This is a genomic window from Geodermatophilus sp. SYSU D00815 (assembly GCF_054050035.1).
This window is the reverse complement of sequence record NZ_JBJGYO010000032.1, coordinates 1-19,648: the sequence shown is the minus strand read 5'-3', so window position 1 is coordinate 19,648 and position 19,648 is coordinate 1. Positions and strand designations below refer to the sequence as shown.

The 19,648-nt window shown below is 77.6% G+C and carries 19 protein-coding genes, 1 pseudogene and 1 riboswitch; of the genes and pseudogenes, 10 read left to right on the top strand and 10 right to left on the bottom strand.

Translation table 11 applies throughout. The annotated features are described in order from the left end of the window. Positions 1 to 230: 230 nt before the first annotated feature. Positions 231 to 893: a response regulator gene (locus tag ACI78S_RS22545; protein ID WP_456977213.1), complete on the top strand. Its 663-nt coding sequence runs from the start codon at positions 231 to 233 to the stop codon at positions 891 to 893. 3 nt (positions 894 to 896) lie between these two features. Here the strand turns inward: ACI78S_RS22545 and ACI78S_RS22540 are convergent, their stop codons facing one another. Further along, entirely contained in the window at positions 897 to 2,615 is a 1,719-nt protein-coding gene (locus ACI78S_RS22540; protein ID WP_456977212.1) for a GAF domain-containing protein, read from the bottom strand. Between the two features lie 84 nt (positions 2,616 to 2,699). Further along, a complete protein-coding gene (locus ACI78S_RS22535) occupies positions 2,700 to 3,098 on the bottom strand; it encodes a pyridoxamine 5'-phosphate oxidase family protein (protein ID WP_456977211.1) in 399 nt (132 codons plus the stop codon). Between the two features lie 199 nt (positions 3,099 to 3,297). On the opposite strand from ACI78S_RS22535, the gene ACI78S_RS22530 reads away from it, so the two are divergent. After that, on the top strand, positions 3,298 to 3,804 hold the full coding sequence (locus tag ACI78S_RS22530) for a universal stress protein (protein ID WP_456977210.1): 507 nt from the start codon (positions 3,298 to 3,300) through the stop codon (positions 3,802 to 3,804). Between the two features lie 259 nt (positions 3,805 to 4,063). On the opposite strand, the gene ACI78S_RS22525 is transcribed toward ACI78S_RS22530, so the two are convergent. Beyond that, positions 4,064 to 4,654, bottom strand: coding sequence for an Rv1733c family protein (locus tag ACI78S_RS22525; protein WP_456977209.1), 591 nt, complete (start codon positions 4,652 to 4,654; stop codon positions 4,064 to 4,066). A 168-nt stretch (positions 4,655 to 4,822) separates the two neighbouring features. On the opposite strand from ACI78S_RS22525, the gene ACI78S_RS22520 reads away from it, so the two are divergent. Continuing rightward, positions 4,823 to 5,680: a DUF6544 family protein gene (locus ACI78S_RS22520; RefSeq protein ID WP_456977208.1), complete on the top strand. Its 858-nt coding sequence runs from the start codon at positions 4,823 to 4,825 to the stop codon at positions 5,678 to 5,680. Positions 5,681 to 5,686: 6 nt separating this feature from the next. Here ACI78S_RS22520 and ACI78S_RS22515 read toward each other — a convergent pair whose 3' ends face one another. Beyond that, a complete protein-coding gene (locus ACI78S_RS22515; RefSeq protein ID WP_456977207.1) occupies positions 5,687 to 6,502 on the bottom strand; it encodes a universal stress protein in 816 nt (271 codons plus the stop codon). Then, positions 6,499 to 7,158, bottom strand: a complete 660-nt coding sequence (locus ACI78S_RS22510; RefSeq protein WP_456977206.1) for a hypothetical protein — start codon at positions 7,156 to 7,158, stop codon at positions 6,499 to 6,501. Before ACI78S_RS22510 ends, ACI78S_RS22515 begins: the two co-directional genes overlap by 4 nt. Before the next feature lie 219 nt (positions 7,159 to 7,377). Between ACI78S_RS22510 and ACI78S_RS22505 the strand changes: the two genes are divergently transcribed. The 3 genes from ACI78S_RS22505 to ACI78S_RS22495 are packed head-to-tail and all read left to right on the top strand — an operon-like array spanning position 7,378 to position 10,925. After that, positions 7,378 to 8,922 (top strand): DUF4389 domain-containing protein, encoded by a 1,545-nt coding sequence (locus tag ACI78S_RS22505; RefSeq protein ID WP_456977205.1) that lies wholly within the window; start codon positions 7,378 to 7,380, stop codon positions 8,920 to 8,922. Positions 8,923 to 8,966: 44 nt separating this feature from the next. Next, the gene (locus ACI78S_RS22500; protein ID WP_456977204.1) at positions 8,967 to 9,911 is read left to right on the top strand and encodes a universal stress protein; all 945 of its coding nucleotides are present in this window, start codon (positions 8,967 to 8,969) and stop codon (positions 9,909 to 9,911) included. A gap of 27 nt (positions 9,912 to 9,938) precedes the next feature. Further along, positions 9,939 to 10,925 carry a zinc-dependent alcohol dehydrogenase family protein gene (locus ACI78S_RS22495; protein ID WP_456977203.1) on the top strand — a complete coding sequence of 329 codons (987 nt, stop codon included), beginning with the start codon at positions 9,939 to 9,941 and terminating at the stop codon, positions 10,923 to 10,925. Here ACI78S_RS22495 and ACI78S_RS22490 read toward each other — a convergent pair. Next, positions 10,915 to 11,265 (bottom strand): hypothetical protein, encoded by a 351-nt coding sequence (locus tag ACI78S_RS22490; RefSeq protein WP_456977202.1) that lies wholly within the window; start codon positions 11,263 to 11,265, stop codon positions 10,915 to 10,917. The two genes, ACI78S_RS22495 and ACI78S_RS22490, sit on opposite strands and share 11 nt — an antisense overlap. Before the next feature lie 70 nt (positions 11,266 to 11,335). Continuing rightward, the gene (locus ACI78S_RS22485) at positions 11,336 to 11,638 is read right to left on the bottom strand and encodes a 2TM domain-containing protein (protein WP_456977201.1); all 303 of its coding nucleotides are present in this window, start codon (positions 11,636 to 11,638) and stop codon (positions 11,336 to 11,338) included. Between the two features lie 326 nt (positions 11,639 to 11,964). Here ACI78S_RS22485 and ACI78S_RS22480 point away from each other — a divergent pair, with 326 nt between their 5' ends. Continuing rightward, complete coding sequence (locus ACI78S_RS22480) at positions 11,965 to 12,396, top strand: hypothetical protein (RefSeq protein ID WP_456977200.1); 432 nt, start codon at positions 11,965 to 11,967, stop codon at positions 12,394 to 12,396. Here ACI78S_RS22480 and ACI78S_RS22475 read toward each other — a convergent pair. The 3 genes from ACI78S_RS22475 to ACI78S_RS22465 are packed head-to-tail and all read right to left on the bottom strand — an operon-like array spanning position 12,335 to position 16,472. Further along, entirely contained in the window at positions 12,335 to 12,994 is a 660-nt protein-coding gene (locus ACI78S_RS22475; protein WP_456977199.1) for a phosphatase PAP2 family protein, read from the bottom strand. The two genes, ACI78S_RS22480 and ACI78S_RS22475, sit on opposite strands and share 62 nt — an antisense overlap. After that, positions 12,991 to 14,049: a lysylphosphatidylglycerol synthase domain-containing protein gene (locus ACI78S_RS22470; RefSeq protein WP_456977198.1), complete on the bottom strand. Its 1,059-nt coding sequence runs from the start codon at positions 14,047 to 14,049 to the stop codon at positions 12,991 to 12,993. The genes ACI78S_RS22475 and ACI78S_RS22470 overlap by 4 nt, the downstream gene beginning before the upstream one ends. Next, the gene (locus ACI78S_RS22465) at positions 14,046 to 16,472 is read right to left on the bottom strand and encodes a phosphatase PAP2 family protein (protein ID WP_456977197.1); all 2,427 of its coding nucleotides are present in this window, start codon (positions 16,470 to 16,472) and stop codon (positions 14,046 to 14,048) included. Before ACI78S_RS22465 ends, ACI78S_RS22470 begins: the two co-directional genes overlap by 4 nt. 233 nt (positions 16,473 to 16,705) lie before the next feature. Between ACI78S_RS22465 and ACI78S_RS22460 the strand changes: the two genes are divergently transcribed. From ACI78S_RS22460 to ACI78S_RS22450, 3 genes and pseudogenes are all read left to right on the top strand, one after another. Beyond that, positions 16,706 to 18,187, top strand: coding sequence for a flavin-containing monooxygenase (locus ACI78S_RS22460; RefSeq protein WP_456977196.1), 1,482 nt, complete (start codon positions 16,706 to 16,708; stop codon positions 18,185 to 18,187). Positions 18,188 to 18,242: 55 nt separating this feature from the next. Then, positions 18,243 to 18,899, top strand: coding sequence for a class I SAM-dependent methyltransferase (locus ACI78S_RS22455; protein ID WP_456977195.1), 657 nt, complete (start codon positions 18,243 to 18,245; stop codon positions 18,897 to 18,899). A 120-nt stretch (positions 18,900 to 19,019) separates the two neighbouring features. Further along, positions 19,020 to 19,175: riboswitch (cyclic di-AMP (ydaO/yuaA leader) on the top strand. A gap of 262 nt (positions 19,176 to 19,437) precedes the next feature. Then, positions 19,438 to 19,648 (top strand): annotated as a pseudogene (locus ACI78S_RS22450) (hypothetical protein); the annotation flags it as partial.

Sequence of the window (19,648 nt, the reverse complement as noted above, 5' to 3'; positions counted from 1 at the left end):
CCGGTCGATCCTCCGTCGGACGACCACGCCGCCCGGGGGGTCGGAGGTCCCGCGGGCGGGTGGCGTCGGACCCTCACCGACAACCTGGCGGGCCGCGCCCGTGGGAGCAACCGCCCGGGTCGGAACGGGGCGTGGACCGGCCGCCGCCCGCGCCGGCGCGGAGCGCCGGGTCGCCGATAGGGACTTTCGGCCCGGAGCGCACCGGGCCACCGCGACCTAACCTGCGAATCGTGAGCGCGCAGAACGGGGCTGCCCCCATCAGGGTCTTCCTGCTGGACGACCACGAGGTCGTCCGGCGTGGTGTCGCCGACGTGCTGGAGGGAGACCCGGGCATCTCGGTGATCGGCGAGGCGAAGAACGCCACGGAGGCGCTCGCGCGGGTGCCCGCGCTGCGGCCCGACGTCGCCGTGCTGGACGTGCGGCTGCCCGACGGCGACGGCGTGTCGGTCTGCCGCGAGCTGCGCTCGCGGATGCCCGAGCTCAAGGTGATCATGCTGACCAGCTACAGCGACGACGAGGCGCTGTTCGAGGCGATCATGGCCGGGGCGTCGGGCTACCTGCTCAAGCAGATCCTCGGCCAGGACCTGGTCACCGCCGTGCGGACGGTCGCCGCGGGCGGGTCGCTGCTCGACCCCCAGGCGACGACGGCGGTCCTCGAGCGCATGCGGCGCGCGGCCGAGCCGGCGGGGCCGCTGGCCAAGCTGAGCGAGCAGGAGCGCACCGTGCTGGAGCTTATCGGCGAGGGCCTGACCAACCGGCAGATCGGCGAGCGGATGTTCCTGGCCGAGAAGACGGTCAAGAACTACGTCTCCCACCTGCTGTCCAAGCTCGGCCTCGAGCGCCGCACGCAGGCCGCCGTCCTCGCCACCGAGCTGCGCAACACGCCGCGGTAGGGCTCAGCGCAACCGCGCCCACCAGCGCAGGCGGGTGCCGCCGTCGGGCAGCGGGGCGACCGCGGCCTCGCCGCCGTGGCGCGCCGCCCGGCGCTCGAGGTTGCGCAGGCCGCTGCGCGCCGCCTCCGGGTCGATCCCGCGGCCGTCGTCGACGACCTCCAGGACCACCCGGTCGGTCACGTCCAGGGTCACCGTCACGTGCCGGCCGCCGGAGTGCCGGGCGGCGTTGCTCAGACCCTCGCGGACGACGGCCTCCACGTCGGCGGCCAGGTCGGCGGGGACCAGGCTGTCGACCGCGCCCGACATGCGCACCGTCGGCTCGAGGTCCCCGGCGGTCTCGTTCACGATGTCGAGCAGCCGCCGGCGCAGGCTCTCACCCGCGCTCCCGGTGTCGGTGGTGTGCAGGTCGAAGATCGTCGTCCGGATGTCGCGGACGGTCTCGTCGAGCTGCCCGACGACGAACTGGATGCGCTCGCGCACCTTCGCGTCGCTCACCCGCGGCAGCACCGACTGCAGGGCCAGCCCGGAGGCGAACACCCGCTGGATGACGTGGTCGTGCAGGTCGCGGGCGATCCGGTCGCGGTCCTCGTAGAGGTCGAGCCGGCGGGCCAGCTGCTGGCGCGCGGCCATGTCGAGGGCGGTGGTGGCCTGGTCGGCGAAGGCGGTGACCAGCGGGGTGACCGACTCGTCGAACGGCGCGGTGCCGGCCTTGCGGCAGGCGATGACGACGGCGCTGTCGGCGTGGGTGCCGCGCAGCGGGATCGCGATGCACGGACCCCACTGGACCTGCGGGTCCAGGGTGCCGAGGTCGAGGGTGGAGAGATCGAGGGTGACCACCCCGCCGGCCCGCTCCACCGCCTCCAGCACCGGGTTGTCGGCGGCGGAGAGCCGCTCGCCGGTCAGGTCGCGGGCCCACCGGCGGCTCTGCGCGGCGACGGTGTACGCGCCGGTGCCCTCCTCGGGGCCCAGCAGCAGCCAGGTGACGTCGGCCTCGGTCAGGTCGGCCACCCGCTCGGCGATGAGGACCAGCGCCGCACCGGCCGACGGCGCGTCGAGCAGGACGGCGCGGACGTCGGCGACGGCGGCCAGCCAGCGGCGGCGCTCCTCGCTCTGCTCGTACAGGTTGGCGTTGTCGATGGCGATGCCGGCGGCGCCGGCCAGCGCGGTGAGCACCGCCTCGTCCTCGGCGGTGAAGTCCCCGTGCCGCTTCTCGGTCATGTAGAGGTTGCCGAAGACCTCGCCGCGGACCAGCACGGGGACGCCGAGGAAGGTCTTCATCGGCGGGTGGTGCGGCGGGAAGCCCACCGAGCTGGGGTGCTCGGCGAGGTCGTGGATGCGCAGCGGGTACGGCTCGCTGATCAGCTGGCCGAGCACGCCCTTGCCCTCGGGCAGGTGGCCCATCCGCGCGGCCAGCTCGTCGTCGACGCCGACGTGGATGAACGCGGCCAGGCCGTCGCCGCCGTGGCGCAGCACGCCGAGCGCCCCGTACCGGGCGTCGACGAGGTCGCAGGCGCTCTCCACCAGGCGGCGCAGGGTGCTGGGCAGGTCGAGCCCCGTGGAGACGCTGAGGAAGGCGTCGAGCAGGTTCTGCACGCGGCCCTGCGCGCGGGCGACGGAGTCCAGCCGCTCCTGGACCTCGGCGATCAGCTCCGTGAGGCGCATGGCCGACAGCGGCGAGCCGTCCCGGTCGCCGTTCTCGGGTCGCCGTCCGTGGACCGGCATGCTACGAGCACCTCCCGGGTGCCACCGTGCCACGGGGGCCGGGGGAGCGGAAGGCACGGAGGCGGGATTTCCGGATCCGATCCGTCACGAACCGGCCGGCACGGGCGGCGCGGTGGTGCGCCACCCCTGCACCAGTGTGATCCGGACGGCGATGACGCACTCCAGGGGGCACACCGGGTCGGGGGCGCGCTGCACCACCCGCGAGGGGCCGGTGACGGAGACCGTCCACCCGGTCCGTCCCTCGTCGTCGTAGGCGTCGGCCTCGAAGGCGACGACGGCGCCCCGCACCGCGTCGAGCAGCGGGCTGCCGAGCCGCGCGGGGATCACCACGTCGCCCTCCCGCAGCCGGAACGAGACGGGGCGGACCACGGGGAGGGCCGACCGCGTGTAGGCCAGCCGCCCGATCCGGGTCGTGCCGAGCAGCCGCAGGCACTCCGCCTGGTCGAGCGGCTCGTGCGCCCGGTCCACGTCCGTGGTCGGCACCTGCTGTCCTCCCCGAGGCCGCGCCGGGGCACCCGGTGCTGGATGCTGACCGGAGGATCCACCTGGAACTCTCGGCCGCGCCCGGCAGTTCCGGTCAGGGACGGACGTCCCGGCCGGGAGCACCTTCGTCCCTGCCGGGGCAGCGGCCGGGGGAGCAGCGTGGCCCCGAGGCAGCCGTGGGACGCGAGGAGGAGGCAGAGTGGCCGAGGTCAGCGAGGCCGTGAGGATCGACGGCGGCGTGCTCGTCGGGCACGACGGGTCGGAGTGCGCGCAGGGAGCGCTGCGCTGGGCGGCCGGGCTCGCCGGCCGCGCCGGGCTGGTGCTGCACGTGGTCCGGGCGTGGCAGATCACCACCGCCCCGAGGCCGAAGTCCTGGGCGCCGGGCTACGTCCCGCCGCTGGGCGACTTCGAGCAGGCCGTCCTGGACGACCTGGACGCCTGCGTCGCCGCGGCCGGCATCGACCCGTCGGTGCAGGTGCGCACGCACGTGGTGCACCGGTCGCCGGCCAAGGCGCTGATCCAGGCGGCCGAGGGCGCAGACCTGCTGGTGGTGGGCGCGCGCGGCCGCGGCGGGTTCACCGGCCTGCTGCTCGGCTCCACCAGCGACCAGCTGGTGCACCACGCCCCGTGCCCGGTCACCGTCGTCCGCGAGGGCGCCGGCCGGCCGCTGTCGGTGATCGCGGGGGAGTCGGCCGCTCAGGCCTGAGCGCGCGCCGCGGCCGCCGGGACGTCGGTGCCGGTCACGGCCGCCGCGATCTCGGCGGCCCAGGCCTCCACCTGCGCCCCGTCCCGGAAGTCCCCGACCGGGGGCCCGCATCGCGGTCACCACCGCCCGCTCGCCGAACGAGAGCCGGGCCGTCTCGAGGCGCCCGGGGAACACCCCGGGAACCGGCCGCTGTGGGCGAGGCTGCTGCGCTCGTACCGCCTCTGACCGCGGTCGTACCGCCCGGGACGACGGGGGAGGCTCAGCGGAAGCGGCTGACCCAGAGCGGTTCGACCGACGCCCAGCCGCGCTCCCAGCGCCGGAGGCGGCGCCGCTCCAGCAGCCAGACCACGAGGAGGTGGCCGCTGAGCGCGGCGAGCACGGTCCCCAGCGCGGTGAGGACGCCGAGGACGATCCCCTGGCCGGTCGCCTCGGCGGAGGTCAGCGGGTCGTCGGTGAGCGCGCCGGCGTCGTCGACCCAGACGTCCACCGTGGTGCCCGAGCGGGCGCCGGCGGGGGCGTCCACGTCGCCGCTGCGGGCGGTCCCGTCCGGGCCCAGCCACGTCGCGGCCGTCGGCACGTCGGGGGTAGCGGGTCCGTCGTCCGCCTCCGCGTCGGAGAGGAGCGTGGCGCTCACCCGGTGCCGTTCGGCGGCCTGCTCGGCGGCGACGGCGTGCATCGTGGCCGACGCCCGGCCGCCGACGACGAGGCCGGCCGGCAGGGCCGCCAGCAGCGCCAGCACGAGGACGACGCGGGACAGGAACTCGACGCGGTCGGAGGCCCGCTTCAGGGGGCCGGAGCCCAGCGTGAAGCGGCGCCGCAGGGTGCGGGCCGGGACCCCGGACGTGGACACGGCAGCAGCCTGGCCGAGCGGGTCCCGGCGCGGACGGGGCCGAGGTCCCGGCGACGGGAGACCTTCGCCACGTCTCGCCGCCCGGGCGGTTGTCCAGGGTGGCGGTGTGCCCGCTGCGCCGACCACCCGTCCCGGCACGGCGGGCGGCCGGGCCGACGGGGGCACCCGGTGACCTCGCCGGCCCCGAGCCCGCGCCGCGCCGTCCTGGGGGCCGTCCTGGGGGCCGGCATGGAGCGGCGGCTCGCCCGCCGCGTGCGGCGGCTCGGCGTGCGCCCCGGACCGGTGGACCCAGCACCGGTCGGCGAGGAGGACCTCGCCGGCCTGCCCGCTCCGGCCCGGCGCTGGCTGCGCGCCTCCGGCGCCGTGGGGCGCCCGCGCGACGTCTCCCTGCTCGCCCGCTGGACGGGCACCTTCCGGCTGCGCCCGGAACAGGGCCCGCTGCCGTTCGAGGCGTGGCAGTACAGCACCGTGCGCCCGGTGGCGCGGATCTGGACGATGCGGCTCGACGTCGCCGGCGTCGTCCCGATGTTCGGCGTGGACAGCTACGTCTCCGGCACCGGCCGCATGCGGGGCAAGGTGCTCGGCCTGGTGCCGGTCGCCGACGGGTCGGGGCCGGAGTTCGACGTCAGCGAGCAGGTCACGTGGCTGGACGACGCCGTGCTGCTAGCGCCGACCATGCTCCTGGCGCCGACCATGCTCCTGGGGCCGGCGGTGGTCTGGACGGCGGTCGACGACGAGCGGTTCGACGTCGCGCTGACCGACGCGGGGCGGACGGTCACGGTGCGGGTCACCGTCGACGCCCGGGACCGGGTCTGCGACGTCGCCACCGACGACCGCTGGGCGGACCTGCCCGGCGGGCCGACCCGGGCCCGCTGGACCACGCCCGTCCCCGGCTGGACGAGCACCGCCGGCCGGCTGGTGCCGCACGGCGGCGGGGCGGTCTGGCACCTGCCCGAGGGGCCGTACGAGTACGGCCGCGCCACCGTGGACCCCGCCCGGGTCCGGTGGAACGTCGTCCCGCGCTGAGCTCGCTCAGGCGGTCACGCCGGGACGGACCGGCTCGGCGCGGCGGGGCGCCGGCCGCCGCGCCGCACCGGGGAGCGGCACCACCAGCACGGGGCCCGCCGCGCCGGTGGCGACCGCGTCGACGGTCTCCCCGCGACGGCCCGCCGGGCGCCGGCCCAGGACGACGACGTCGGCGGTCCGCGCCGCCCGCAGCAGGACCTCCACGGGCGGGGCGTGCACCACGCGCAGGTCGATCGCCAGCGCCGGGTGCTCGGCGCGCAGCGGCTCCACGTAGCCCGCGAGCAGGTCCCGCTCCGCCGCGCTCACGGCGGCCTCGACGGCCTCGGCGCACGGGCGGTCCCAGGCGTGCAGCACGAGCAGGGAGGTCGCTCGGGCCCGGGCCTCCTCGACGCCGGCGCGCAGCAGCGCGGCGGTGCCGGGGCCGCCGTCGACCCCGACCACGACGCCGCCGGCGTCGGGCTGCGTGCGGGCCAGCAGGACGGGGCAGGCGGCCCGGTGCACGAGGGTGGCGGCCAGCTCCCGCTCCGCGGCGGGGACCACGAGCAGCGCCGCCGTGCGCGACTCGTGCCGCAGCACCAGCTCGGGTGGGCCGGCGCGCACCACGGCGGTCACCGCGTCCTGCGGCAGCACCTCCGCGAGCGCCGTGCGCACGGCGTCCAGCCGGCCGAGGGCCGCGGTCCGCGGGGTGGCGTCGCCGCCGGGGAGCAGCCGCACCAGCCGGAGCGGCGCGCCGCGGCGGGCGGCGGAGGTGGCGGCGACGACGGCCGCCGCGGTCGAGTCGGGGGTGTCGTCGATGCCGACGACCACGGGGCCGGCGCTCACGACAGCGCCTCCAGGTGCAGCAGGGCCTGCGGGTGGGCGTCCCACACCAGCGCCGACCGCAGCCGCGTGCGGTCGAGCGGGGCGTCCGTGGCTCCGGGCAGCGGGGCCGCCGTCCAGCCGAACGGCACCAGCTCGAGCAGCAGCCGCTCGGTCGCCTCCCCGGCCCGCAGCCACGCCGTCCGGTCGTCCGACCGGGTGGCCAGCAGGGCCAGCATCCCGTCGCCCGGGCCGTCCCACGGGAGCAGCCGGGCCGGCCCCGGTCCGCGCAGGTGGGCGGGCACGGGCACCAGCTGCACGCCCTCGTCCGCCGCGACCGTGGTCAGGCGGCGCAGCACCTCCTCGGTCCCGCTCGGGACGGTCCGGTCGCGGGCCGCCGTGGTCAGGGCCACGAGCGCCGGGTCCGCGGCCCCCGGCACGGGCGTCACCACGGCGGCGAGGTCGGGGTCGGCCGCCTCGGGGAACCGCGCGACGCGGGCGCCGCAGCCCACCGTGGCGAACGCGAGGCGGACGTCGAACAGGTCGGTGCCGAGGGCGCGGATCGCCCGCCGCTCCGGAAAGCCGGGGCGGGCGGCCCGGCTGTGGGCCACGCGCAGGACGACCGGTGCCGGCGGGACGCCGACGGCGAGAAGCGGCGTGGTCGGTAACGGCTGCTGCATCGGGAGGACTCCTCGGACCGCGGGTTCCTCCGAGCATCGGTCGCGGCCGGCGCCCGCCGCCGGGGTCCGGGGTCCCGGTGGGCTGCGCCGTTGGTCCCGGCCGGGATGGCGACCAACGTCGGTGTCCCGCGGCACCCCGCCGCCGGGACGCTCGACCCGGACCGGCCGGCAGCGGGCAGCCCGCCCCTTCGCGCCGCCGGGCCGCGAGAGGACGGACCGATGACCGAGAACCGCAGGCCGTACCCGCTGCGCGTCGACGCGGCGGTCGAGCCGCGCGCGTCCCGCGCGCTGTGGCTGGTCAAGTGGCTCCTGCTGATCCCGCACTACGTCGTCCTGGCGTTCCTGTGGACGGCCTTCGCCCTGGTGGCCGTCATCGCCTTCTTCGCGATCCTGTTCACCGCCCGGTACCCGCGCGCCCTGTTCGACTTCAACGTCGGCGTGCTGCGCTGGAGCTGGCGGGTGCACTACTACGGCTACGGGGCCCTGGGCACCGACCGGTACCCGCCGTTCACCCTCGCCGACGTGCCGGACTACCCGGCGCACCTCGACGTGGCCTACCCGGAGCGGCTGTCCCGCGGGCTGGTCCTGGTGAAGTGGTGGCTGCTCGCCATCCCGCACTACGTGATCGTGGCCGTCTTCGTCGGCGGCGGGATCTGGCTCGGCACCAACACCGCCGACGCCGACGGCGTCTGGGACACGAGCTGGGGCGCCGGGGGGCTGGTGGCGCTGCTGGTCTTCATCGCCGGCGTCGTCCTGCTGTTCTCCGGTCGCTACCCGCAGGCGCTGTACGACTTCGTGCTCGGCATGGACCGGTGGGCGCTGCGGGTCGCGGCGTACGCGTCCCTCATGACCGACGAGTACCCCCCGTTCCGCATGGACATGGGCGGCCCGGACCCCGGCTCGGTGCCGGCCGGCCCGACGCCACCGCTGCCCACCGGCGCCCCTGCGTCGGCTCCGGCGTCGGCCCCCGCGTCGCCGTCCTCGAGCTGGACCGCCGGCCGGGTCGTGGCGCTGGTCATCGGCGTCCTGCTGCTCTTCGGCGCGGGCGGCACGCTGGTCGGCGCGGGGACCCTGCTGTGGGCCGATCGGACGCAGCGGGACGGCGACTACCTGATGACTCCCGACGCCCGGATCGACACCGACCGCTACGCGGTCACGACCGACTCCTTCCGCCTCGAGGGCGAGGGGCTCGACTGGGCCGTCGACGAGCTCATCGGCACCGCCCGCATCGAGGTCACGCCGACCGACCCCGACGACGAGCTGTTCGTCGGCGTGGCGAGCGGCGCCGCCGCCGCCGCCTACCTCGACGGGGTCGGGCACGCCTCCCTGGACGACCTGTCCGCCAGCGCGACCGGCAGCGGGTCCGAGCGGTTCGACACCACCGACCGCCCCGGGGGCGCCCCGGCGCAGCTGCCGGCCGACAGCGACATCTGGGTGGCCTCCAGCAGCGGCAGCGGCACGCAGTCGCTGACCTGGCGGCCCGACGACGGCGACTGGGCGGTCGTGGTGATGCGGGCCGACGGCGCCGCCGGGGTGGACGCCGAGGTGCGGGCCGGCGCCACGGTGCCGGGCCTGGGCTGGCTGATCGCCGGGCTATTCACCGCCGGTGTCGTGCTGCTGGCCGTCGGCGGCCTGCTCGTCGGCCTCGCGGTGCCACGGGCGCCCGCGCCGCCGCCGGTCCGGATCCCCGCGCCCCGCGGGCCGACCACGCCGACCGGAGCGGCCGGCGCCGGGGCGGAGCTGACCCGCGAGGCCGGGCGCTGACGAGGGTTCGCCCTGCAGGGTTCCCGCGACAGGAGGAGACGGACGTGGACGCAGGCAGGCAGCGGGTCGTCGTCGGCATCGACGGCTCGACGGGGGCCCGCGCGGCGCTGGCCTGGGCGATGGCCGAGGCCGCCCGCCGCGGCGCGGTCCTCGAGGTGGTCAGCGCCTTCCCGGTGGACTTCTACTGGGCCGACCCCTACCTGCTCGACCAGCAGCGGGTCGAGGCCATCCGGGCCGACACCGAGGCCCGCGCGCGGGCGACGGTGGAGGAGGTCCGCGCCGAGGCCGGCCCGGCCGTCGACGTCGAGGTGCTCGTCGTCGCCGGTCCGCCGTCGGCCCACCTCGTGCAGCGGTCGGCGGGGGCCGACCTCCTGGTGGTGGGCAGCCGCGGCCGCGGCGGCCTGCGCAGCACCGTCGCCGGCTCCGTCGCCCTGCACTGCTCGGCCCACGCGCGCTGCCCGGTCGTCGTCGTGCACCCGACGACGGCGACCGCCGGCGGGCCGCCGCGGGTGGTCGTGGGGCTGGACGGCTCCGAGCACGCCCGCGCCGCGCTGCTCACCGCGGTGGCCCAGGCCGGGCCGCTCGGCGCCCGGGTGGACGCCGTCCTCGCCTACGAGGCGCCCAACTACTGGAGCGACCTCTACGCGGTCATGGCGCCCCCGCTGGGCGAGAGCCGCGCGCACGCGCTGGCGCGCGGCGAGGCGATCGTCCGCGACGTGCTCGGACCCGAGCCGGTGCTCTCCGAGGCGGTGCGGGTGGTCGCGGTCGAGGGGCACCCCGGTCCGGTGCTCGTCCGCGAGGCCCAGGGAGCCCGGCTGCTGGTCGTCGGCAGCCGCAGCCGCAACCAGCTGCAGGGCGTCGTCCTGGGCTCGGCGGCGCTGCACTGCGTGATGCACGCCCCCTGCCCGGTGATGGTGGTGCACCAGCGGGCCGCCGGCCCGGCCGGGACGGCGGCGGCCGACGTCGCCGCGGCCGCGCCCGCCGGCTGAGGGGGCACGCCGGCGGTGCGGGCCTGGGTGGTCGACGCACCGGGGCCGATCGACCAGGGCCCCCTGCGCCGGGTGCAGCGGGCCCTGCCCGAGCCCGGTCCCGGCCAGGTGCGGGTGCGCGTCGCCTGCTGCGGCGTCTGCCGCACCGACCTGCACCTCGCCGAGGGCGACCTGCCGCCGCGGCGGCCGCAGGTCACGCCGGGGCACGAGGTCGTCGGCGTCGTCGACGCCCGGGGCCCGGGGGCGTCCCGGTTCGCGCTGGGGGAGCGGATCGGGGTCGCCTGGCTGGGCCGCACCGACGGCAGCTGCGCCTGGTGCCGGCGCGGGGACGAGAACCTGTGCGCCCACCCCACGTTCACCGGCTGGGACGTCGACGGCGGGTACGCCGACGCCTGCCTGGCCGACGAGGCGTTCGCCCACCGCCTGCCAGAGGGGCTCGACGACGTCGCCGCGGCCCCGCTGCTGTGCGCCGGGATCATCGGCTACCGGGCGCTGCGCTGCGCTGACGTGCCGCCCGGCGGGCGCCTGGGCATCTACGGCTTCGGCGGCAGCGCCCACCTCACCGCGCAGGTCGCCCTCGCCCAGGGCCTGCGGGTGCACGTGCTCACCCGGGGCGAGCGGAACCGGGCCCTGGCCACCGCGCTCGGCGCCGACTCGGTGGGGGAGGCGACCGACGAGCCGCCGGAGCCGCTGGACGGCGCGATCCTGTTCGCCCCGGCGGGCGAGCTGGTGCCGGTGGCGCTGCGGGCCCTCGACCGGGGCGGGACGCTGGCGGTGGCCGGTATCTGGCTGTCGGGGATCCCCGCGCTGGACTACTCGGCCGAGCTGTTCCAGGAGCGCCGGCTGCGCAGCGTCACCGCCAACACCCGCCGCGACGGCGAGGAGTTCCTCCGGCTGGCGGGGCGCCTGGGCGTCCGCGCCACCACCACCGCCTACCCGATGGCGCAGGCCCCGCGGGCGCTGGCCGACCTCGCCCACGGCCGCTTCGGCGGCGCCGCCGTCCTCACGAACTGACCGGGCGCCGCCCGCGGAGAGCGCGGGACACCAGCCAGGCGACCGCGACCCAGCCGGCGACCGCGGTGGCCACGATGCGGTTGACGTCGACCGCCGGCTGCCAGGCGACCTCGCCGTCCTTGACGACGTAGGCGCCGGCCGGGCGCGCGATCAGGCCGAAACCGCCGCCCTCGCCCTCGCCCTCCTGCTCGCCGCCCTGGCGGCCGGAGCCGCCACCGCCGCCCCCGCGCACGACCGCCGCCGGGATGACCGTCACCCCGTCGCGCTCGTAGGGCTCGCCGAAGACGCGGCGCACCGTGAGCGCGTCGCGGACGGACGGGACCAGATCGGACAGGCTCATGGACGGCTCCTCCTCGGCGGACGGTGGTGATCGTGCCCTCGTGCGCCGCGGTCGGGGGTACGGGTGGGCGTCACCGCTGCGCCAGGCGGTCCATCTCCCGCGCGATGGCGTCCTCGTCGATCGGCCGGCTCGGCAGGCCGAACGCCGACCACGCGTGGAAGGCCAGGCCGACGCCCCACGCGGCCATGACGAACAGCGGCCACGGGTAGGCGGTGCCCGCGGACAGGGCGATGATCAGCCAGATCGCCCACAGGGCGACGGTGACGATGCCGTAGGCCACCAGGTGCTCGACGAACTCGCGCCGGCGCCGCAGCCGGCGGATCGCGAGCGCCCGCAGGCCGGGGAAGGTGACCAGGTCGTCGTCGGTGGACATCGCGGTCTCCGGAGTTCTCGGCGGGTCCCCGCCCGCGGCGGGAGGCGTTCCCAGCCTCGCGCCCCGGCCGCGCCCGGTCGTCGTCCGGACGTCACCGATCGGCGCCGACTTTCGGCCCTGCTGCCGCGCGCGGCGCCCGAGCAGCCGGACGTCGTCCGGCGGTCACGGCGGTGGTCGACCCGGAGCGCGTGCCGGACCTGCCGGTGCCCACCGGCGCCCTGCAGGCGGCGCTCGACGGGCTGTGCGCCGCGGCCGGGCCCTCCGGCCCGCACATCGCGGACCCACGGCCCCGGTCGGGCGAGCCGTCGCGGACCTAGCCTGCCGCCGTGACCGAGCAGCGCACCCGCCCGCCGGCCGCGGCGGCACGGCGCGCGACCGCCGGAGCCGGGCTGCTGGCCGACGCCGTGCTCCTCCTGCTCGTGCACGCCTGGCCGGGGTGGGAGGTCGTGCCGTTCCTGACCGGCGACACGACGCGGGTCCTGCCGTTCGTCGACGCGGCGCTGGTGGCGGGCATCGTGGTCGCGCTGGTCCAGCTGGTGCGCCCGGAGGGCTGGCTCGCCCCGGCCGGGACGCTGGTGACGACGGCGTTCGGGCTGGTGGTGACCGCGCGGGTGCTGCAGGTGTTCCCGTTCGACCTCGGCTCCGGGTGGGAGACCGCCGCGCGGGTGGTGCTCTGGATCGGCCTCGTCGGCGGGGTCATCGGCCTGGTCGCCGCGCTGGTCTCGCTGGTGCGGCTGCGTGCGGTCGCGCGCCGGTAGGCACGCCCACGAGCAGGTTCAGCAGCCCGCCCACGGCGACGCCGGCGGACGCGCCGCCGACGACGTCCAGCGGGGCGTGCGCGCCGAGGTGGACCCGCGCGACCGAGTTGAGGACCGCGAGCAGCAGCACGACCAGCCGCCAGCGCCGCCGCAGGTACGGCCACAGCACCACGACCACGCCGAAGGCGACCACGGCGTGGCCGGACGGGAACGACTCGCCCGCCGACGGCACGTCGCGCAGCACCGCCCCGGGGATGGTGGTGCCCGGCCGCTCGCGGTGGACCAGCTCCTTGAGCACCGCCCGCTCCACCACCAGCTTGAGCGGCACCAGCAGCACGAGGGCGGCGGCCAGCCGCCACTTCCGGAGGGCGGCGGCGGGGATCGCGAGGAGCAGCGGCACCCCGAGCACGCCGAGGAGCTGGAACAGCCACAGGACCCCGGTGACCGCGTCGGGCCAGCCGTTGACGAACCGGAAGACCGCGCGCTCGACCGGCCCGACGGTGCCGCCGGCCACCGCGACGGCCGTCGCCGCGGTGACGGCGGCCCCGGCGACGGCGAGCACGGCGTCGGCCGGCCGGCGGCGGACCGCGGCGTTCACGCCGCCGGCTCCCGGGCGTGCGCGGGGTGGTCCGCGCCGGCGCCGCGCCGGTAGACCGCCCAGGCCAGCGCGCCACCGGGGATCGGGAGGAACCAGGTGAGGAAGCGGAAGAGGAGCACCACGGCGGTGGCGGCCGAGCCGTCGACGCCCACGGCGGTGAGCCCGGCGACGTAGCTGAGCTCGGCCACCCCCAGCGCGCCCGGCGTCACCGGCACGAGGGTGACCAGGCGGGTGACCGAGAAGACGGCGAGCGCGACCAGCCAGGAGATGCCGTCGGCGCCGTCGACCAGCCGCAGGGTCGTGAGGAACAGGACGAACACCGCCGCGTGGCTGGCCACGGCCGCGAGGGACAGCTGCGGCCAGCGCTCCCGCACGAGGGCGAGGGAGTCGGTGCGGAAGCGGTCCGTCGCGGCCACCCAGCCGGCCGGCCGCGGGCGGCGGACGAGCGCGCAGACCGCCCCCGCGGCCCGCTCGGCGGTGCCGCTCACGACCGCAGCCGCGTGCGGGTCCGCGAGGACCGCCACCAGGGCGGCGGTGGCCAGCAGCAGCACCCCGACGCCGGCGACGGCGGCGACCACCAGCCCCTCGGCCGCCTCCCCGGTGGCCGCCAGCGCGGCCAGCGCGAGGCCCGGCATCGCCAGCTTGACCAGGTTGTTCCAGACGCCGGTCAGGACGACGGCCCGGGTGATCGCGGCCGGGCCGAAGCCGAAGGCGTGGAACATGACCGCGTTGACCCCGACGCCGACCGCCCACCCGGCGGGGAGGGTGTTGGCCATCGCCGTCGACACCTGGTCGGCCAGCACCGCCCGGGTCCACCGCAGGCCCGGCAGCGCCGCCATCCACAGCGGCGCGTAGGAGAGCAGGTTGACCAGCGCGACGGCGGCGAGCAGCGCCACCGCGGGCGTGCTCAGCCGCCCGAGGAGCTCCCAGGCGGCGGAGTAGTCGCCGATCTGCGGCAGGACGCCGGCGAAGACGGCCACCGCGACCAGCGCGGTCAGCGCCGCGCTGCCGAACCGCGCGCGCAGCGCCCGCACCGGCGCCCGGGTCGTGCTCACAGCACCAGGCGGCGCTCGAGGCGGCCGATGAACAGCGACCCGGCCGCCGCCGGCAGCCAGAAGGTCAGCAGCCGGAAGGCGAGCACGGCCGCGCAGGCCGGGGCCAGCGGCGCGCCGAGCGCGGTCAGCGCCAGCAGGAGGAGCAGGTCGGCCGCGCCCGGCGTCCCGGTCACGGGGAGCACCGACCACAGCAGGTGCAGCAGCGCGTAGACGGTCACCGTCTCCAGCAGCGGCAGGTCGGCGCCGGCGGCGTGCACCGCGGCGGCCAGCGTCGCGGCCTCGAGCACCACCGCCAGCGCCGCCCAGCCCACCTGCGGACCGCGGCGCCACGTCGGTCCTTTCGCCGGATCGGCGCGGCGCAACCCCTCGCGCAGCGCGGCGAGCACCCCCCGGTGGACCTCGCCCCGCTCCTCGCGCGCGGGGTCGTCCCGGCCGGCGAGCCACTGCCCGAGCAGCACCAGCGCGCACGCGCCCGCGCCGAGGAGCACCGCCGGCATCACGGCGTCCGGTGTCCGCCAGGCGGTCAGCCTCCCCTCGACGAGGGTGAGGAGGAGCGCGGCGACGGCGACGAGCGCCGCGGCCGCCACGGCGCCGGCCGTGAACCGGTCGACCGACCCCCGGGCGGTGACCGGCTGCACCCCGGCCCGTTCCAGGTAGCGGGCGGCGGCCCGCCGCCAGCCGCGCCGCCCGTGCAGCACCGTCGCGCCGTCGGCGGCCATCGACGCCCCGTAGGTGCGGGCGAGGGCCAGCGGCCGGTCGACCGCGGCCAGCGCGGCGGCCGCCGACGCGGCGCGGGCGAGCACCGCGAACGCGAGCGCGGCGCCCAGCCAGCGCCAGCCGCCGCCCCCGACCGCCTCGAGGACCTCCGTGGCACCGCCCAGCACCGGCACGCCGACGAGGACGGCGACGACGCCGGCGGCGGCGGCCAGCCGCGCGGGGAGCCCGGCCGGCGGGAAGGCCGGCCGGTCCGGGTCGGGCATGCCCACCCGCGTGCGCACCGCGCGGCGCAGGTCGCCGAGCCGGTCGCGCCGCGCCGACAGCCCGGCGCGGGTGGCCGCGGTGAGGGTCAGCGGCGCGAGACCCGGCAGGGCGTGGCCCACGGCACGCGGGCCGAGCCGGTCGACCGCGCTGTCCACGACGGTCTCCGGGTCCAGCCGGAGCGCCAGCGAGGCCATGAGCTCGGCCAGGTCGCCGGCGAGGGCGCGCTCGTCGGCGGCGGTCTGGGCGTTGCCGAAGTCGACGACCCACGGCCGGCCCTGCTCGTCGACCAGCACGCTGGAGGCCTGCAGGTCGTGGTGCGCGATCCCGGCCTGCCGGAGCAGCGCGACCTGCTGCCACACGTCGCGCAGCAGGCCGGGGGTCAGCTCCTCCGGCGCCAGCTCGTCGAGCGGCCGGCCGGGCACGAGCTCCTGGACGACGACGGCGCCGCGGTCGTCGCCCCGGGCGAGGACGACCCTGGGGGCGCGCACGCCGTGCTCGCGCGCCGTCAGCGCCGCGAACGCCTCCTGCTCCGCCTGGCGGTCCAGCGGGGCAACGGCGTCGGCGTCCTTGACGTCGCGGGCCGCCAGCAGGCGGTACAGCCGGTGCAGCCAGTCGCGCTCGAAGGGGTCGGGGTCGAGCAGCTTGACGTAGAGCCGCCGGCCGCCGGCGTCGACGCCCTCGAACGGGTGCGAGCTGCGGGCGACCACGGCCGCCGGCCGCAGCTCGTGCACGACCAGCCCGAAGCGCCGCAGCAGCGCGTCGGCGCGGCGGGCGTCGGGGTGCCACCGCGGGACGCCGAGGACCCAGTGCACCAGCGCCCCGATGGCCCAGCCGGTGGCCATGCCGCCCACGATGTCCAGCGGCAGGTGGGCGCCGACGTACACGCGGCCCAGCGCCACCAGCCAGGCGAGGGTCCACACCACGCGGCGGCCGCGCCGGGAGAGGTAGGGAGCGGCGGCGGCCGCCAGGGCGGCCGCGACGGCCGAGTGCCCGGAGATGAAACCGAGGCCGGTCACGGGGCCCTCGTGCAGCACCGCCCCGACCGGCAGCCCGCCCGGCCGCTCGCGACCGACCACGCTCTTGACCAGATCGGCCGTGACGTAGGCCAGCAGGCCGGAGACCAGCAGGTCCCGGGCCATCCGCCACCGCCGCGCCGCGGCGGCGAGCGCGGCCACCACGGGGACGGCGACGACGTTGCCCAGCTGCATGACGGTCCAGACGAGCGGGAGGACGAGCGCCGGGAGGTCGTTGACGAGCCGGAACAGGTCGCGCTCGAGCGTGGGCAGCTCTCCCCGCTGGGCGATGAGGAACCCGACGCCGGTGACGGCCAGGCCGAGCGCCACGCGCACCAGGTCCGCCGGGTGCCGGACCGGCCGCGGCCGGGCGCCGCCGGTCGCCGGCGGGCGCGACCGGCGGGCGCCGGTGGCCAGCGTCGCGTCCATGCGGTCGAGTCGACACCGCACCTCACCGAACGGGCAGGGTCTTCCGTCCCTCCCGGGAGGGATCGCGCGGCCCGGTGTCCCCGCCGCCGGCGCGGGCACGATGCCTGGTGACGACGCCGGGCGCCGCCGCGCGCCGCCCGGACCGGCCCGACGGCCGGCCACGCCCGGCCCGCCCCTGCGCGGCGGTCGCCGGTGCGCGCGGCGGGTCGGCGGGGTGCCGATACGGTCCTGCGGTGCCCGTGCCCTCCTCCGCGTCCCCCCTCGAGCACGTCGACGTCCTGATCGTGGGCGCGGGGCTCTCCGGCATCGGCGCCGCGTGCCACCTGCGCCGCGAGTGCCCGGGGAAGACCTTCGCCGTCCTCGAGTCCCGGGCGGCGGTCGGCGGCACCTGGGACCTCTTCCGCTACCCCGGCGTCCGCTCCGACTCCGACATGTTCACGCTGGGCTACGCCTTCCGGCCGTGGACCGAGGAGGAGTCGATCGCCGAGGGGCCGGTCATCCGCCGGTACATCGAGGAGACCGCGCAGGAGTACGGGGTGACCGGGGCGATCCGCTTCCACCACCGCGTCGTGGCCGCCGACTGGTCCAGCGCCGAGGCGCGGTGGACGGTCACCGTGCAGCGCACCGACACCGGCGGGACGGTGCGGCTCACCTGCTCCTGGCTGTCGGTCTGCACCGGCTACTACCGCTACGACGAGGGCCACCGCCCGCGCTTCGAGGGGGAGGAGCGCTTCGGGGGCCGGATCGTCCACCCGCAGCACTGGCCCGACGACCTCGACCACGCCGGCCGGCGGGTCGTCGTCATCGGCAGCGGCGCGACGGCGGTGACGCTCGTGCCGAGCCTGGCCGCGAAGGCCGGGCACGTGACCATGCTGCAGCGGACGCCGAGCTACGTCCTGTCGCTGCCCGGTCGGGACCCGCTGGCCCGGGCGCTGCGCAGGCGGCTGTCGCCGCGGCGGGTCTACCCGCTGGTGCGCTGGAAGAACGTGCTGGTCTCCACGGCGTCCTACCAGTTCAGCCGGCGCCGGCCGGCGGCGATGCGGGCCCTCGTGCGCAGGGGCCTGCTCCGGCAGCTGCCGGCCGGCTTCGACGTCGACACGCACTTCGACCCGCCCTACGACCCGTGGGACCAGCGGCTGTGCCTCGTGCCCGACGGCGACCTGTTCCGGGCGCTGCGCTCGGGCAGGGCGGAGATCGTCACCGACCGGATCCGCACCTTCACCGAGGACGGCGTGGAGCTGGAGTCGGGCCGCACCATCCCCGCCGACGTCGTGGTCACGGCGACCGGGCTGAACCTGCTGCCGATCGGCGGCATGCGGCTGTGCGTGGACGGCACGCCGGTCGACCTGGCGCAGACGGTCTCCTACAAGGGGATGATGATCTCCGGCGTCCCCAACTTCGACCTGGTCATCGGGTACACGAACGCCTCCTGGACGCTCAAGGCCGACCTGGTCAACCGCTACGTCTGCCGGCTGCTGCGGCACATGGACGCCCACGGCTACGCCGTCGCCACGCCGGTGCCGCCGCCGGAGGGCGGGACGGCGCCGTTCCTCGACCTGTCCTCGGGCTACGTGCGGCGCAGCCTGGACCAGCTGCCGAAGCAGGGGTCGCGGGCGCCGTGGCGGCTGCACCAGAACTACCTGCGGGACGTGCGCCTGATGCGCCGCGGCCCGCTGGAGGACGAGGGCATCCGCTTCTCCCGCACCGCCGGCTGACGCCGGGCCCGCGGCGGCTGCGGAGCCGGGCGTGACGGCCGGGGAGACTGGGCGGGTGCCGACCGCCGTCCCCGCCGCCTTCGTCCGCGCCCACACCCGCCCGACCACGCCCTCGCTGGTGCCCGAGGTGACGCTGCACGTCGCCGACGACGTCGTCGCGCTGTGGGACGCGATGGAGGCCGAGGGGGTGCCGAGCACGTCGGGGGAGGGGCTCGCCCTGCCGCCGTTCTGGTGCGCGGCCTGGCCCGGGGGGCAGGTGCTGGCCCGCCACGTCCTCGACGCCCCGGCGGTCGTCACCGGCCGCAGGGTGCTCGACCTCGGGTCCGGCAGCGGTCTGGTGGCGATCGCCGCGGCGCTCGCCGGTGCCGGTGAGGTCGTCGCCAGCGAGATCGACGCGTACGGGCAGGCGGCGATCGGGGTGAACGCCGAGGCCAACGGCGTCGCGGGGATCCGCGTGGTGGGCAACCTCCTCGACGGGCCGCCGCCGGCGGTGGACGTCGTGCTGGCCGGCGACGTCTGCTACGAGCGCGCGATGACCGAGCGGGTGCTGCCGTTCCTCGACCGGGCGCGGGCGGCGGGGGCCGACGTGTACATCGGCGACCCGGGCCGGGCCTACCTGCCGTCGGACCGGCTCACCGAGGTGGCCGCGCACGACGTCCCCGAGACCGAGGGGCCGGGCATCCGGCGGACGACGGTGTGGCGCTACGCCTGAGATCTGTTCCGCGACGCTTCTCACGCCGTCGATCCCGCGCCCGCGATTGTCACGAACCGATCACGGCGGTTACCGTGGCTCCCGCCCGCACCGGTCGTCACATCCCCGTCCGGGGAGTCCGAGCGGGCGCCGCCGAGTCGCCCTCCGGGGCGAGCCGGGGACCCACCGCAGTACTGGGGTGAATCCGCCCGCGGGCCGTTCGAGGCCCGCAGGCCGGTAGGGCTGCTTCCCGCCCGAACCCGTCAGCTAACTCGGTAGGCGGCCGTCGGAAGAAACGGAGAGCCGCCCCGATGGCGTGCCCCTGCACCCCCGCACGACCCCGCACGACCCGCTCCGGCCGGATGCGGGTGTGCCCGCGCACCTGAGCGCACGCGGTCGTCCCTGACGCCGCCGCCCGCGGGCCACCACCCGAGCACCTCCGCTCGACCGGCTGATCGCCGCCCCCGGTGCCCCGCGCCAGCCCTCGCTGCCCGCACGCCCCGCGCAGCCCGTGGCGCGCCCCCGCGCCCGCTGCGTCCGTACCCCCGGAGCACCCCCCGTGAACCTGCGCACCACCATCTCCCGCACGTCCCGGTCCCGTCGCCGGCTGCCCGCCCCCGCCCGCCGCCCCGGCCTCTTCCTGGGCGTCGCCGCCGCCGGCGCGGTCATGGTCAACGTCCTCGTCGGCGCCGACCCGGCCGCGCAGGCCGAGGCCGGCTCCGCCGAGTCGGTCGCCGTCGCCCAGGCGCTGGGCCTGACCGCGCAGTCGG

What these genes read in the sequence shown, in the direction of transcription:
- ACI78S_RS22540 (WP_456977212.1), bottom strand. Translation starts at nt 2,615, where the DNA reads ATGCCGGTCCACGGACGGCGACCCGAGAACGGCGACCGGGACGGCTCG.
- ACI78S_RS22510 (WP_456977206.1), bottom strand. Translation starts at nt 7,158, where the DNA reads ATGCAGCAGCCGTTACCGACCACGCCGCTTCTCGCCGTCGGCGTCCCG.
- ACI78S_RS22505 (WP_456977205.1), top strand. Translation starts at nt 7,378, where the DNA reads ATGACCGAGAACCGCAGGCCGTACCCGCTGCGCGTCGACGCGGCGGTC.
- ACI78S_RS22490 (WP_456977202.1), bottom strand. Translation starts at nt 11,265, where the DNA reads ATGAGCCTGTCCGATCTGGTCCCGTCCGTCCGCGACGCGCTCACGGTG.
- ACI78S_RS22485 (WP_456977201.1), bottom strand. Translation starts at nt 11,638, where the DNA reads ATGTCCACCGACGACGACCTGGTCACCTTCCCCGGCCTGCGGGCGCTC.
- ACI78S_RS22465 (WP_456977197.1), bottom strand. Translation starts at nt 16,472, where the DNA reads ATGGACGCGACGCTGGCCACCGGCGCCCGCCGGTCGCGCCCGCCGGCG.